The organism is Micromonospora sp. NPDC047740 (assembly GCF_043204735.1).
In the GTDB taxonomy this organism is placed as follows: domain Bacteria; phylum Actinomycetota; class Actinomycetes; order Mycobacteriales; family Micromonosporaceae; genus Micromonospora.
Genome location: NZ_JBIDCT010000003.1, coordinates 301655 through 316636, shown reverse-complemented (window position 1 = coordinate 316636; position 14982 = coordinate 301655). Strand labels below are relative to the sequence as shown.

10 protein-coding genes are annotated in these 14982 nt (G+C 70.2%); 1 reads left to right on the top strand and 9 read right to left on the bottom strand.

Annotated features, from left to right (window positions below):
* Positions 1-216: 216 nt before the first annotated feature.
* The 3 genes from ACGF4F_RS08500 to ACGF4F_RS08490 form a co-directional block, all read right to left on the bottom strand.
* Positions 217-1287 (bottom strand): BMP family ABC transporter substrate-binding protein, encoded by a 1071-nt coding sequence (locus ACGF4F_RS08500; protein WP_357437893.1) that lies wholly within the window; start codon positions 1285-1287, stop codon positions 217-219.
* Positions 1288-1564: 277 nt separating this feature from the next.
* Entirely contained in the window at positions 1565-1906 is a 342-nt protein-coding gene (locus ACGF4F_RS08495; protein WP_073839938.1) for a hypothetical protein, read from the bottom strand.
* Between the two features lie 57 nt (positions 1907-1963).
* Positions 1964-2971, bottom strand: coding sequence for a hypothetical protein (locus ACGF4F_RS08490; RefSeq protein WP_357437543.1), 1008 nt, complete (start codon positions 2969-2971; stop codon positions 1964-1966).
* 96 nt (positions 2972-3067) lie between these two features.
* On the opposite strand from ACGF4F_RS08490, the gene ACGF4F_RS08485 reads away from it, so the two are divergent.
* Positions 3068-3700 (top strand): TetR/AcrR family transcriptional regulator, encoded by a 633-nt coding sequence (locus ACGF4F_RS08485; protein ID WP_357437541.1) that lies wholly within the window; start codon positions 3068-3070, stop codon positions 3698-3700.
* Positions 3701-3737: 37 nt separating this feature from the next.
* Here ACGF4F_RS08485 and ACGF4F_RS08480 read toward each other — a convergent pair whose 3' ends face one another.
* The 6 genes from ACGF4F_RS08480 to ACGF4F_RS08455 form a co-directional block, all read right to left on the bottom strand.
* Complete coding sequence (locus tag ACGF4F_RS08480) at positions 3738-4325, bottom strand: hypothetical protein (RefSeq protein ID WP_357437538.1); 588 nt, start codon at positions 4323-4325, stop codon at positions 3738-3740.
* Positions 4322-8953, bottom strand: a complete 4632-nt coding sequence (locus tag ACGF4F_RS08475) for a hypothetical protein (protein WP_393075903.1) — start codon at positions 8951-8953, stop codon at positions 4322-4324. The genes ACGF4F_RS08480 and ACGF4F_RS08475 overlap by 4 nt, the downstream gene beginning before the upstream one ends.
* 193 nt (positions 8954-9146) lie before the next feature.
* Positions 9147-10961, bottom strand: a complete 1815-nt coding sequence (locus ACGF4F_RS08470; protein WP_357437531.1) for a glycoside hydrolase family 13 protein — start codon at positions 10959-10961, stop codon at positions 9147-9149.
* A 141-nt stretch (positions 10962-11102) separates the two neighbouring features.
* On the bottom strand, positions 11103-12014 hold the full coding sequence (locus ACGF4F_RS08465; protein ID WP_357437529.1) for a sugar ABC transporter permease: 912 nt from the start codon (positions 12012-12014) through the stop codon (positions 11103-11105).
* A complete protein-coding gene (locus ACGF4F_RS08460; RefSeq protein ID WP_357437525.1) occupies positions 12011-13651 on the bottom strand; it encodes an ABC transporter permease subunit in 1641 nt (546 codons plus the stop codon). Before ACGF4F_RS08460 ends, ACGF4F_RS08465 begins: the two co-directional genes overlap by 4 nt.
* Complete coding sequence (locus ACGF4F_RS08455) at positions 13651-14901, bottom strand: extracellular solute-binding protein (RefSeq protein WP_393075898.1); 1251 nt, start codon at positions 14899-14901, stop codon at positions 13651-13653. The genes ACGF4F_RS08460 and ACGF4F_RS08455 overlap by 1 nt, the downstream gene beginning before the upstream one ends.
* Between the last annotated feature and the right edge of the window lie 81 nt (positions 14902-14982).

Genomic DNA, 14982 nt, shown 5'->3' with positions numbered 1-14982 from the left:
CCGCGCAGTTCGAGTCTCAGCGCAACCTCCTGGAGTGCGAGCGATGGTGCAGCGTAGCCGCTGCCGCGCCGGCCGCCTGACCGGGCCGGAGATGGTGCGGACCGGCCGCCCCGGCGGGCGCGGGAGATGTCCCCACGTGCGCCGAGGCGGCCGGATCGTCATGCGTGGTGCCCGCCGGCCTCCGCGGCCGATGATCCGCGGCGGCCGGCGAACGGGTCACTTGGTCGGCTGGGCCTTCGAGGTGACCGTGATGGTGCCGGCGGCGATGTCCGCCTTGATCTTGTCGACCTCGGCCTTCAGGTCCGCCGGGACCTTGCTGTCGAAGTCGTGGAACGGGGCGATCGACACGCCGTTGTTGGCCAGGGTGCCGACGAAGCCCGGCGTGGCCTGGAGCTTCTCGCCACCGGCGGCCTTGAGCACGGCGTCCTTGACGGCGTCCTGGATGTTCTTGACGACCGTGGTCACCAGCGCCGGGCAGTTCGGGGTGCTCTTGCAGCCGTCGGTGTCGACCCAGATGACCGAGTACTTGCCACCGGAGGCCTGGGCCGCGGCGGTGGTGCCGAGGCCGGCGCCGCCGGCGACCGGCATGATGATGTCCGCGCCCTGGGCGACCAGCGCGTCGGAGACCTTCTTGCCCTCGTCCTGCTTGGTGAAGTCGTTGGTGAAGGAGCCCTTCTGGGTCGCCTTGTCCCAACCGAGCACCTGGACGGTCTTGCTCTTGGTCTTGTTGAAGTACGCGACGCCGTCGGCGAAGCCGTCCATGAAGATGGTCACCGGCGGGATCGGCAGACCGCCGTAGGTGCCGACCTTGCCGGTCTTGCTCATGCCGGCCGCGAGGTAGCCGGCCTGGAAGGCGGCCTGCGCGGTGTCGAACTGCATCGGGTAGACGTTGGCCACACCCGGGTTCGAGTCGACGATGCCGAACTGCTGGTTCGGGTTCGCGGTCGCGGCCTTCTTGGTGGCGTCCGCCATCAGGCCACCGACGGCCAGGATGAAGTCGCACTTCTGGTTGACGAACCCGGTCAGGTTGACCTCGTAGTCCGCCTCGGCCTTCGACGCGACGTACTTGATGTCGATGTTGTCGTTGGCCTTCTTGGCCTCCTGGAGACCCGCCCAGGCGGAGGTGTTGAACGACTTGTCGTCGATGCCACCGACGTCCGTCACCATGCAGGCGCTGTACTTCTTGGCACCGCTACCGGCGCCGTTGTTGTCCTTGGGGGCCTCACCACACGCGGCGGCGCCCAGCACGAGGCCACCCGCCACGAAGGCGGAGGCGACGATCCGCATCCCACGCACAGAGCGCAAGACGTCTCCTTCCCATTGCACACCGCGTTGTGCGCGGTGGCAGCCCTTTCGCCGGCCTGCGGTGTGCCCGCCGGCGTCCCACGTTACGGACGGGAGCGTACGCCCGCGCCCACCCACCGGCCGACAATCGTGCACGACTGTTGGGCGTCCGTTACCCCGGTGTAACCGTTGGGTGGGGCAGATCACTTCCCGTGCCGACGGGCCTCCGGAGAGGCGTCACGAACGTCCGTTTTCCGGTGGCGTTCGCACTGTTGACGGGCTACCGCCAGAAGACCGCCACTGCCGCGTTGACCAGCGTCAACCCGATGATGGCGAGGAAGTGGCCACGGTTGACCGACTCCCGTTTGCGGGAGAAGAAGACCATGACGAAGATCAGCAGCGCGAGCACCAACTTGGTAACAAGTTTGGCGGGCGCCGGCTCGTGCCCGTCACGCAGCGGTGCGGACAGACCGATTCCGGTCAGCACCTGGATCACCGAGCCCCAGAGCATGGCCGCGTTGATCCGCAGCCGGCCGCTGACGTACTGGGCGATCGAGCCGCCGAGCAGCATCGCGAACCCGATCAGATGGACGTAGAGAAGTACCAGCCGAAGAGCTTCCACGCCGACCATCCTGCCCCAGCAACGACGGCTTGTAGTAGTCGGCCCCGGCAGCTGCCGTCATACCGTGACCTTGGTCGGCCGCACTCCCGGCGCCGCGCTGCGCCCGTCGGCTCCGGCCCGTCGGCGACTGACCAGGACCAGACCGATACCGACCACCGCGTACCCGGCCAGCACGGCAAGGGGCCGGGTGCCGCCCGCGCCGTCGAAGAACGCCGCCGCCCGCAGCAGCGTGCCGCCGGCTCCGACCGGCAGGTACTGCCCGACGGCTCCCCACGGCTGGGGTAGCAGCTCCGGCGCCGCGCTGACCGCGGAGAGCGGGTTCCCGACCAGGAAGACCAGCAGCGCGCCGAGCCCGATGCCGGGACCGCCCAGCGTCGCCCCGAGTCCGGCCACGGTGCCGGCCGCGGCCAGCGCGAACAGCCCGATCGCGCCCGCCTCGCGCCACAGGTCCCCGGCCAGAATGCCGAGCCAGCCGTGCAGCACCGCCGCCCCGGCCAGGCCGGCGAGGACGGCGTAGGACACCAGCCCCAGCAGCCGGGCGCCCCGGCGGGTCACCAGGAAGATCAGCAGTGCGCCGGCCAGCATGCTGGTCAACGCGAACGGCAGGAACCCGGCGGCGAACCCGGCGCCGCGCGGGTCGTCCGGGTCGGCCGGGACGACCTGCTCCACCGGCACCGGCCGGCCGCCGGAGAGCTGCGCGGCGGCCTCGGTGAGCAGCGCGGCCACCGTCGGGCTCGCCGCGGGGGCGGTGTGCAGCGCGATCCCGTCCGGACCGGCGACGAAGGCGGCGTACACCTCGCGGTCGCGGAGCGCCCGGTCGGCCGCTGCCGCGTCCGGCAGGGTGGTCACCTCGAACGCGCCGGGCCGGGCGGTGGCCAGCTGGGCGGCGAGTGCGCTGGTCGCGGGCGCCGGCCCGGCGACGGCGACCGGCAGGTCACGGGGGGCGAGATGCGCCGCCGGAGCGGCGAAGAGTGGTACGAGCAGCGCCTGGGCCGCCACCGCGAGGGCAGCCAGCAGGACGGCGAACAGCCAGGGCGAGCGGACCCGGGACGGGTGAGCGGACATCTCCGCCTCCTAAAACGAACGTTCATTCTCTTAGGTTGAGGATGCGCCTCGGTCGACCTCCGGTCAAGAACGAACGTTCGCTTTACACTGTCGGTCGTGCCACGCGTATCGGACGAACACCTCGCGGCCCGCCGCCAGCAGATCCTCGACGCGGCCCGAAGGTGCTTCCTGCGCGACGGCTTCCACAACACCTCGATGCAGGACGTGATCCGTGAGGCCGGGCTGTCGGTCGGGGCGGTCTACCGCTACTTCCCCAGCAAGTACGACCTGGTCACCGCGATCGCCCAGTCCGTGATCGGCGGGGCGGACCAGGTCTTCGCCGAGCTGGCCCGCCACGAGCCGCCGCTGCCGCTGACCGAGGCGCTGGCCCGGGCCCTCACCTACGTCGACTCGCAGACCGGCCCGGACGGTGTGCTGCGGCTGGCCATCCAGGTCTGGAGCGAGGCGCAGCGGGACCCGGCGCTGGCCGACTTCGTCCGGGCGACGTACCGCGGTTTCCGGAACCACTTCGTGGCGATCGCCCGGCGGGCGCGCGAGACCGGCGAACTGCCGGCGGACGCCGACCCGGAGGCGGCCGGGGCGGCCCTGTTCGGCCTGGTCCCCGGCTACTTCATGCAGCGCATCCTGACCGGCTCCCCGGACCGGGCGGCGTTCCTGGCCGGGTTCCGGGCCCTGCTCGGAGAAAGCGCCCTGCATGGGGAGAGGGGAGAGCCCCGTCGCGACGCATAGCGCCGGAAGGGGCTCCCCTCTCACCCGTCTGCCCAGGTCAGCCCGGCGCGGCCGTCGCCACCGTGCCCACCGCGACCCGAGCGTGCGCCTCGGCCGGCATCGGCTGCCGCACCTCGACCTGGACGTCGTACTCCCCGGCCATCGGGACCTGCCCCACCGCCTGGTAGACGCCCGGTCGGCCGCCCACCTCCGCCATGATGATCGGCCCCTTCCGGTGGGACCTCGGCATGGCGATCATGTCGAGGTACGCCATCACCTGCCCCTTCGTGATCGGGTTGTACGACCCCGGCGCGCTCACCGTCGCCTCAATGTGCACCTGGAGATCGCCGAGGTTGCGGGCGCTCACGCCGACGTTCGCCCGGGGCTGGGCGGTCGCGGCGGACGGCGCGGGGCCGCCCACCGGCCGCCCGCCGCCCGCCCGGCCGGTGGCCGAGGGGTCCGGCCGGGTGACCACGAACGCGGTCACCCCGAGCACCAGCGCGAACGTGGTCCCCAGGCAGAACCCCAGCAGCAGGCCCTGCCGGTAGGACGAGGGACTATCCCGCCGACCTGGCCGGGCCGCTCCGCGTCGGCGGGCCGGTCGCCCGAGCATCTCGTCCGGGAGCCGGAGCCGGGGGCCTTTCACCCGTCCCGCCTCCGCCCGGACCTGCCGCTGCCGCGGCCCGGCAACGACCACACCTGGTCGGCCCTTCCGGCCCCGGCCCGCCCGACGGCGCCGACCGGATGGTCGGGCAGTTGGATCAGCCCGGACTGGACCGTGCCGTGCACCCGGAAGATCCCCCACTGGCCGCCGGTCAGGTGGCGGGCCAGGTTGTTGGAGCGGTAGAGGTAGTCACCCGGCACCGCCCGCCGGCCGCCGGCCCCGCCGGTCACCGCCGGGTCGAGGTGGACGTTGTAGACCACCCCGGGGTTGAACTGCCCCTGCGTCGCCGCGATCTGGGACTGCGGGTCGCCCGGCGTGCGCCGCCACGTGTGGCCGTGCAGCGCGAAGCTGGTCGACCGCGGATCGCCCACCGCCTGGGCCACGCGGAAGACCGTCTTGTCCCCCGCGTACGCGTGGAACAGCGGGGTGGCCGGGTCGCCGTGGACGGTGGAGCTGAAGATGTTGGTGATGTTCTGGTTGTTGGCGTACCGCGGGGCCCACGGCTCGTTGCGGTAGTTGACCGAGAACTCTCCCTGGTCCTCGGGGTCGTCGGCGACCCGGCCGGGGTTCCGGGTCAGGTCGAAGTTGTCCGGCACCGGGGTGCCGTCTGCCTTGAACAGCGCCAGGTCGCTGTTGAGCAGGACGATGTTTTCCCGAAAGTCCGGCTGGGTCGGGTGGGTGATGACCGCCTGGGTGCCGCTGGTCAGCGGCGCCCCGGTGGCCGGGTCGAGGTACGACGAGCCCGCCGGCTCGATGGCGAGCGCGCCGTACAGGCCGTGATGCAGGTGGTTCTGCACGTCGGCGCGGTCCTGGAGCAGCGCCAGCCCGGTCACCGTCGGCGGGATGTACCACCGGTAGAGGATCTGGCCGCCCGGGGCGACGGTGCCGTCCCGAGCGGTGGTGCCCCACGTCGAGACGCGGCCGATCACGTTCGCCCCCAGTGATTTCGCCGTGTGGGTGACCAGCGTCGGGCGCATGGAGACCCGCGCGCTGACCGGGAACGGCTGGAAGCCCGGCACATTGGCCTCGTTCTTCGGCGGCTGGTCGATACAGGCCGGGTAGCTCAGCTCTCCCGGCTTGAAGCCGAGTTGGCCCGGCTCGATGGCCTCGTGGCAGTGCGGCTTCATCTTCGCCGGGTCGAGCCGGTTCTTCAGGGTCACCTCGACGCAGTCGCCCGCGTTGGCCCGGATCACCAGTGGTTCGTTCTTCACCGTGCCGTTGGCCCAGTCCTGCTCGAGGGCGTACATCAGGCCGTTGGGGTCGTGGTCCCCGCTGGTGTTGTACGGGATGTCCTTGTTGATGGCGACGATGCTGAACTGCTTCTTCGGCGGGTCCGGCAGCGGGTTGCCGTTGTCGTCCGTCAGCAGACAGGGGTTTCCCGGGTCGGCGGGATCGTTTCCCTCCGGGAACTCGCACCGCCCGAGGCCGGGCCAGGGATTGTCCGGCAGGTAGGTCAGGTAATCCGGGGCCTCGGCGCCCATGTCGTTGCAGGACCTGACCTCGAAGATTCCCCAGGCGCCGAGGAACCAGTCGTCCGCCCCGCCGTAGTGGTACTGGTAGTACCGGCTCATCCCCTGGTACTCCCCGCCACCGTGGGCGATATCCGGCCGGACCCGCAGGTCGATGTACTCCAGCATGCCGATGTGCTGGCCCTGGACGACCTCGGATTCCGGGTCGTTCGGCTCGAACTTCCACGAGAAGCCGTCCAGGTTGAAGCCGTGCGACTCCTCCTGCGACAGCTGGAAAAGTCTGATCTTGACCCGGTCGTTGTCGTACGCCATGAAGTACGGGGTGTACGGCAGGCCGTGTGTCCCGGAGTCGAACAGTTCGGATGGGTCGGCCCCGCGTCTGCCCTCGAACGGTTCGAGCCGGTAATTGACGCCCATTACACCCTGGTCGTCGATGCTGGACGGGAACTTTGCCGGGAAGATCGGCACCCCGTCGGGCGTGACGAACTGATCGTCGTTGCTGGTGTTCGGGTTCGGCGGTTGGAACATCGGCACGCGGTCCTCGATGAAGAGGGACACGTTGCGGTAGTCCTCGCCGTCGGTCTGCTTGCCCCGGTAGTCGATGGTGGATTCGCACACCACGTTGACGAACGTGCCGACCTGCACCGGCGCCGCGGTCCGCGCGTCCTGGAACGTGCACCCGGCGGGGTGGATGGTCGCGCCGCCGAACAGGCCGTTGTCCTGGTGGACGTTGGCGAAGAAGTGGTCGTGGAAGCTGTTGGTGGCGGTGTCCTCGTGGACGAAGTCCCGGTAGGTGATCGTCTGGCCGAAGTCGGCGCCCTGGTCGTAGTTCCAGCCGTTCGCCGCGCCGTCGGAGGAGAGCACGTCGAACTGCACCATGTGCTGATGCAGGCCGACCTCGTTGGTCTCCTGGGCCCGGTCGAAGACGTTTCCGCCGAACTGCACGGGTAGTCGGTTGGTCAGCTTGTAGACCACGCAGTCACCGACGTTGAGCAGTGGGGCGAACGGCTCCGGTTTCTGGCCGCCTTCGATTGCCGCCCGTTGGGACTCCAGGACGTACACCCGGCTCTGCGGATTTCGCCAGTTCAGCTCCGGGTTGTACTGCTGGTTAATCTGGATGGCGGAGACGTCGAACGTCTTGGTGGGTCGACCCGTCGGGCACGGATCCTGGAAGAACCCGCCGGCCTTCTGCGCGCCCGGGTCGGCCGCCGCCTTTTCCAGGTCGGTCGGCGGGAAGACCCCGGTCGTGGAGCGCTCCGGCACGCCGAGCGGCGGCTTGGGCGCCTTGAAGCCGAACTTCCCGGGAACGAACAGCGGGAAGCCGGGGGTGCTGGCCGTCGGGCTCGGCGGCGGGTTCACGCCGGAGGTCTCGGTCTGGTAGTCGAAGTCCGGCAGCGGGTAGAGCGCCGGGATCGGCGTGCCGTCCGGGTTGTGCCGGCTGCCGTCCTCCCGCTTGTCCAGCGTGCGGTTCAGCGCCCACATGCCCGTGGCGAAGTGGCCGTAGAGGTGGCAGTGGAAGATGATGTCGCCGAAGGTCGCCTTCTTGTCCAGGTGCGCGGAGCCCGCCCCACCCTGGGCGATCAGGCTGTAGTGGGACCCGGGTGACACGGCCTGCACGTCGAGGATGTTCGTCTTCTCCGTACGGTGGTGCGGGTTGCTGACCGCCGCGAGCCCGCCCTCGTCCTTCGGGTCGAACGGCCACCGGTTGACATGCCAGTGGAAGGTGTGGGTCTCGAACTCGGCCGGGTGCAGCAGCCGGATCTGCATCGGCTCGCCCCGGTAGTTGCTGAAGACCAGGTCGCCGCCGCCCGGGTCTCCGTACGCCCAGGAGGACAGGGCCGTCTCCTCGCCGATGCAGTGCGCGGCGTCGTAGCCCTGGCCGGCCCGGGTGGCAGCGGGGCAGCCGACCTCCTCACGGTTGAAGCCCGGCTCGGCCCGGTAGTTGAACGCGAACCACTCCAGCTTCACCGGAATCTCGCCCTGCACCAGAGCGTCCGCGTCGCCGCCGCCGAGGCCGGGTAGGGTGCCCTTGGTCAGCTTCTCCAGTTGCGCCGCGCTCGGCGCGACGCACTCGTTGCCGCCCTGCTCGCCACCAGACTCGGTACGGCAGAACCGGGTTAGGATGCCGGGCTCGGCCTCCACCTCGTCGTGCATGAAAACGACGTGCTCGCGGAAATCCGGTGCGTCCGGCTGCTTGATCACGGCCCGGGTACCGGATGCGAGCGGCTCCCCGGTGCGGGCGTCCACCCAGGTGGCGCCGGGCGGTTCGACGACGATCGCGCCGAACGCCCCGAACGAGTGCGAGCCGATGAACCGCACCTTGCCGTTGGCGTCCACCGGTCGGGTCTGCTGGGACGAGAAGTCCGCCCCGTCCTTGAACTGGAACTCCCCCTCGGTCTGTGCGAAGAGCCGGTACATCACGGTCTGCCCGGGCGCCGCCGTGGAGTCCGGGTTGTTGCCGACGACCGTGCCATCGGAGCCGGTGACGTCGTAGTCGAGCCCGTCGAAGTGCATCGAGGCGTTCGGCGCGGCGCTCGGGTCGAAGTCGTTGTCCGGCGTGGTGGCGGCCGGCGCGAACTCCCGGGGGTTCGGCGTCACGGTGCCGGGCGCGCTGAGCACCTCGCCCGGCAAGGTGAAGATCGAGTTGTTCCGGGTGTATGAGGGTGCCGCCTCGTTGAGCCGGTTGGTGAACCGGACCTCCACACAGTCGCCCTGGTTGACCCGCAGGGTCAGCGGTTCGATCAGGTCCGTCTCCCCCGCCTTGGCGGGGTTGGCGGCCTGCGTGAACGACGACCGGACCGCGGAGATGTCGCCGTCCAGTACGTACATCCGCCCCTCTGGCACCACATCCCCGAACCGGTTCAGGAAGATCGGGATGTTGATCAGCGAGACGTTGAACCGCTTCGGGGTCTGCCCGCTGGCGCAGGGATTCCCGGGGTCGACCACGGCGACCGTCTGTGCCGCGGTGGCCTGGCTGACTGTCCACATGCTCCCCGCTGCGAGGGCCAGCCAGAGGCCGGCCCCCACGACGAACAACGCCTGGCGGAATCGGGAGCCGCGTCGTCGCGCCCGGACGATCAGCAACGCGAGGACGGCCAGGACGATAGCGAGTTGAGACAGGTCTGCGATGGGTGCAGCCATAAGGTCTCCATCCCCTTGTGGCCCGGGGGATGGTCGGGCCGGACCGTTCCGGGAACGGGCCGGCCCCGCTGTCCGGCCGACAGATCTCGACTCCCCCGCGAGCCAGAGCTATCACAGAAGTCGATACTCGCAGCCGTCGATCTATTGTGTCAATGAGCGACGACGTGGCAACCATGAGTGATGGAGGATTCCGTCAGCCGTTCAGCCGCCAGACCTGGAAGGTGGGGCCGTCGGCGGGCAGCGCCACCACGCCGTCGGTGGCGGGCCGCAGGGCGGGCGCGCCGCCGTACGCGTTCTCCCCGGCCGGCAGGCCGGCCAGCCGCACCGGGGTGCCGGCCGCGCGGCGGGCCAGCACCAGCACCGTGCCGGTGGGCGCCTCGCGCAGGAAGACCAGGGTGTCGGCGTCCGCGTGCAGCCAGCGCAGGCCGCCGTGCCGCAGCGCCGGCTCGCCGCGGCGCAGCGCCAGCAACGACCGGTACGCCTCGAACGTGCGCCGGTCCCAGCTCTCCGGCCGGTGCCACGGCATCGGGGTACGCGACCCCTCCCCGTTCGTGCCGGTCAGCCCCAGCTCGTCGCCGGCGAAGACCACCGGGGTGCCCGGCATGGTGGCGAGCAGCCCGGCGGCCACCTCCTGCCGGGCCGCGTCACCGACCACCGTCCGGATCCGGGCCGAGTCGTGCGAGCCGAGCAGCTGCCACGAGTGCACGTACGACCGCCAGGAGATCAGCGACCGGTAGCTGTTCATGGTGGCGAGCACGGTGCCCGCGTCCCGCCGCCGCACCCCGCCCGGCGTGCCGAGGAAGTTCGGCAGCGGGTCGTCGCCGTGGCGCAGCCAGGACCAGACCGGGTCGGTGAAGCCGACGTAGTTCATCGTGCCGTGCCAGCCGTCCCGGTCCAGGTCGCCGGTGTGGTCGTGGCCGTGCTCGGCCAGCAGCAGCCCGTCCGCCCGGGTCTCGGCCACCACCTCGCGCAGCAGGCGCGCCACCTCGTGGGTGTACGCGTCGGCACCTCGCCGGCCGGTCATGTTCGCCACGTCCACCCGCCAGCCGTCCAGCCCGTACGGCGGGCGCAGCCAGCGGCGCAGCAGCGAGTCCTCGGCGGTGGCGAAGCGGCGGCGCAGCTCGGCGCTGCCCCAGTTGAGCTTCGGCAGCGACTTGACCCCGTTCCAGGACTCGTAGTCACCGGTGGCCTCGTCGAAGTAGTACAGCTCCCGCTCCGGCGCGGTGACGTCGGAGGCGGCGGCGGTGAACCAGTGGTGGGCGTCGCCGGTGTGGTTGCTGGTGATGTCGCCGAGCAGCCGCCAGCCCCGGGCGCGCACGGCGTCGGCCAGCCGGGCGAGGGCGACGTCCCCGCCGAGCAGCGGGTCGACGGTGTCGAAGCTGGACGCGTCGTACCGGTGGTTGGAGCGGGCCGGGAAGATCGGGGTGAGGTAGACGGTGTTGACGCCGAGCCGGTCCAGGTGGTCCAGGTGCTCGGTGACGCCATCCAGGTCACCGCCGTAGAACTGGCGCGGCGTCTCCGGCCCGCGCCCGACGACGGGGGTGTCCCAGTCGCAGGGGATCGCCCACTCCGGTGGGGTCCGGCCGTCGGCGGCGGCGGACCGGGCGAACCGGTCCGGGAAGATCTGGTAGATCACCGCGTCCCGGGCCCAGGCCGGCGGCGGAGCGTAGCTGACCAGCTTGAAGTCGCCGTGGTCCGGCACGTCGTGGTCGACCAGGCCGGCGGCGTTGAGCCAGCGGTAGCCCGCCCGCCCGTCGAGCAGGAACCGGTAGTTGCTGACCGGATTGCGGACCTCGACGTCGGCCCGCCACCACACGTCACCGCCCTCGGTGCGGTCGACCACGGCCTCGGCGAACCGCGGCTCGCCGTCGCCGGTGGTCCGCACGTGCACCTGGTGGACGTCGATGCCGGCCGGCACCCGGACGAATACCGGGACGCGCTGCCCGAGCGCGGGCTCCTGCTCCGGCACGTAGGTGGCGGATCCGTCGTGGTGCGGCTGGAGGGACATGGCAAGACCTTTCGCGTCGTCCGGACGGGGAGGGGAAGGGTCGCCCGCCGCGGCCGGTCTCTCCAACCGCGGCGGTCAGCCCGTGAACCGCTCCGGTGTACGTCCACCCGACGCCCTTGCCGCAGCGTGAGCCGAGGAGGCTCAGCCTTTGACCGCTCCGGCGGTGAGGCCGGAGACGATGTAGCGCTGGAGGTACTGGAACACCAGCACCGTGGGGATCGCGGTGAGCAGGGTCGCCGCCGCGAAGATCCCGAAGTTGACGTTGCGCTCGTTGCCCTGAAGCATGCCGTACATGCCGACGGCGAGGGTCTTCGAGTTGGTGCTGGTGAGGAACACGTTCGCCATCAGGAACTCGTTGATCGTGCCGATGAACGCCAGCAGGCCCGTCACTGCCAGGATCGGGGCCACCAGCGGCAGCATGATCCGGAAGAACACCTGGGAGTGGCTGGCGCCGTCCATGGTGGCCGACTCGTCCAACTCCCGGGGAAGGGTGTCGAAGAAGCCCTTCGTCAGCCAGGTGTTCACGCCCAGCGCGCCACCCATGTAGAGCAGCAGCAGGCCCCACGGGGTGTTGAAGCCGATCCCGGGCCACAGCTCGGTGATGGTGCCGAAGATCAGGAAGATCGCCACGATCGCCAGGAACTGCGGGAACATCTGAATCAGCAGCAGCGAGAGCAGCCCGACCCGCCGGCCCCGGAAGCGCATCCGGGAGAAGGCGTACGCGGCCAGCGCCGAGAGGAAGACCGACGCGAAGGACGCGACCCCGGCGATCAGCAGCGAGTTGAGGAACCAGCGCGCGAACGCGGTGCGCTGGAACAGCTCGCCGAAGTTGTCGAACGTCACCCCCGCAGTCGGCACCAGCTCGGTGGACGACAGCGTGCCCAGCGGGTTGAGCGCGGCGGAGAGCACGAACACGATCGGAAAGAGGCTGAACAGCACCCCGAGCACGCCGACGAGGTGCCGCCAGCCGACCTGGGTCAGCCAGCGGTTGCCCCGCCGGCGGGCGGTGCCGGCCGGGTTCCGCGTGGCCGGGACGGCGGTGGACGTGGTCACGAGTACACCTCCTCCTGCTTGCGAGTGCGCCGGAAGCTCACCGCGGACACCACCGCGACGATGGTGAAGATGAACAGCGAGATCGCTGCCGCGAACCCGAACTCCGCGCCCTGCGCGCCGAACGCGAGCCGGTACGTGTACGTGATCAGCAGGTCGGTCGCGCCGTTCGTCGGGTTGTCCGCCGGGAACGGCGCCCCTTCTGTGGTCAGGTAGATCGCGTTGAAGTTGTTGAAGTTGTACGCGAACGACGAGATCAGCAACGGAGAGAGCGCGACCAGCAGCAGCGGCAGGGTGACCGCGCGGAACGACTGCCAGGGGGACGCGCCGTCGACCGAGGTCGCCTCGGTCAGCTCGCGCGGGATCGCCTGCAGCGCTCCCGTGGTGACCAGGAACATGTACGGGTAGCCGAGCCACAGCTGCACGAGGATCACCGCGAAGCGGGCGGTCCAGCTTCCGCCGAACCAGTCGACGCCCAGCCCGAACAGGTTGTTGAGCAGTCCGAAGTCGGTGTTGAACATGTCCCGCCAGACCATCAGCATCGCGAACGACGGCATGGCGTACGGCAGGATCAGCAGCACCCGGTAGAGGTTGGTGCCCCGCATCCGGGGCGAGTGCAGCGCCAGTGCGATGAGCAGGCCGAGGACGAACGTCCCGCCGGTGGAGGCGATCGCGAAGGCGAAGTTCCAGATCAGTGTGCCGAGGAACGGCCCGGAGATGTTGTCGTCGGTGAGCACCCGGGTGAAGTTCGCCAGGCCGACATTGACCTTCCAGCCCTGGGCGAGGCGCTCGCCGTCGGCAGCGACGAAGGAGCCCGTCGCCTCGTCCGCGGTCCAGGTCTTACCGGTTTCGCCGTCCTTGATGCAGTCGCAGCCCGTGTCGTACGCCCGGATTGCCTTGCCCTCATAGGCGCGGGACAGGCCGTTGGAGCGGATGGCGCCGCCGGAGGTCGGCACGATCAGGTCAGTGATCTCCCTGCTCCGGACGCTGGCCTGACCGAAGTTGAGCACCGTATAGCCGTCGGCGGCGGTGACCTTGCCGGTCGGGCTGACGGTGACCTGGCCGGCGTCGAGCTTGCGCAGCCCGCCCGCGTCGCCGACCGAGACCTCCTTGGTCTTCGGGTCGGTCAACAGGAAGACCAGCGGGTCGGCGGCCGGATCGCCCGTGGTGGCGATGGAGAGGGAGTATTCGGTGGAGCCGGGGACCTGCTGCACGGAGGAGCTCTGGATGGCGACGATCGCGTCGTCCTTGCTGCCGCGGTGGCCGTCGCCGAAGTTCGTGAACGCGGTGCTCGCGGTGTAGAGCACCGGAAAGACCTGGAAGGCGATCAGGAAGAGCGTGCCGGGGACCAGGTACTTGGCCGGGACGTGCCGGCGGCCGAGGTAGAGGTAGAACAGACCGGCGGTGGTGATCGCCAGGATCGCCAGCCCGATCCAGTGCTCGGCCTCGATCAGCGGGAACGCCGCCCAGATCGCGATCCCGGCCACCAGGCCGAGCAGGATCACCTTGACGAGGAGGCCGGTCGCGGTGATCGGCGCGTGGTTCCGCGTGGTACGGGACTTGGGCGGGAGCCCGCGGCGAACGGGCTCCCGGCCCGGGGCCTGCTTGGCAGACCCCGGGCCGGACAGCGACGTGCTCATTACTTGATCTGACCCGCGATGGTCTTGCCGGCGGCGGTGATCGTGGTGGCCGGGTCGGCACCGCCGATGACGGCGGCCTCCGCCTTGGCGAACGGGTCCCAGATCGCGGCCATGGCCGGGATCGCCGGAAGCACCTGGCCGTTCTTACCGGCCTCCTGGAACTTGGCCAGGTCCGGGTCGGTGCCCTTGACCTGGTCCAGCGCTGCGGTCAGCGCCGGCGGGCGCGGCTCGGCCTGGTACAGGGCCACGGCCAGATCGGACTTGGTGACGTAGTTCGCCACGAACTCCTGGGCCAGGGCCTTGTTCTTGCCCTTGGCGGCTACGTAGAAGGCCTGCACGCCCACGAACGGCTGGGCCTCCTTGCCGCCGGCGAAGCCGGGGACCGGGGAGATGTCGTACTTGACGCCGGCCTTCTTCACGTCGGCGGTCGCCCACGGACCGGAGACCAGGTAGGCGCACTTCTTGCCGGTGAAGTTGGCGATCGAGTTGGTGTCGGCGATGGAGCGCTTCAGCACGCCCTCGCCCTTCTCGCCGAGCTTCCCGATCTTCTGGAAGGCCGCGATCGACTCCGGCTTGCCCACGCCCAGGTCCTTCGGGTCGTAGTCGCCGTTGGCCGCGGTGCCGAAGAGGTAGCCGCCGGCCGAGGTGTACAGCGGGTAGATGTGGTACGCGTCGCCGTTCTGGCCGACCTGAAGGCAGAGGATCTCGCTGACCTTCTTCTCGGCCTTGAGCTTCTTGCCGGCGGCGACCAGGTCCTCGATCGTCTTCGGGGCCTCGGGGGCCAGCTCGGTGTTACGGATCAGCGCCAGGTTCTCCTGCGCGTAGGGCACGCCGTAGAGCTGGCCGTTGAAGGTGACGGCCTTGACGGCGACCTCGCTGAACCCGCCCTTCTGGTCGGCCGCGAGCTGCACCGGGTCGATGGCACCGTTCTGGACCAGGTTGCCGATCCAGTCGTGCGCGCCGACGACGACGTCCGGGCCGCTGCCCTGCTGCGAGGCGGTGACGAAGTTGGTCTGCAGGTCCTTGGAGACGGCGTTGACCTCGACGGTGACGCCATTCTCCTTGCCGAACTCCTCGGCGAACGGCTTGAGCGCCGCGGTCCGCTTGTCGTCGGCCCAGATGACCAGCTTGCCGCCCGCCGCCTTGGCGGACTCCTTGGCGGCCGGCTTGTCGCTGTCGCTGCCACCGCAGCCCGAGGCGGCGAGCGCCAGGCCGAGGACAGCGACCACACCCGCGGTACGGATGCGCATCGGTACTCCTGTCGTCATGGCGGCCCGCCGGGGGAAGGGCGGCCCGCCAGTGGAAACCTCTGAAATTTCTTGCTGACCGGC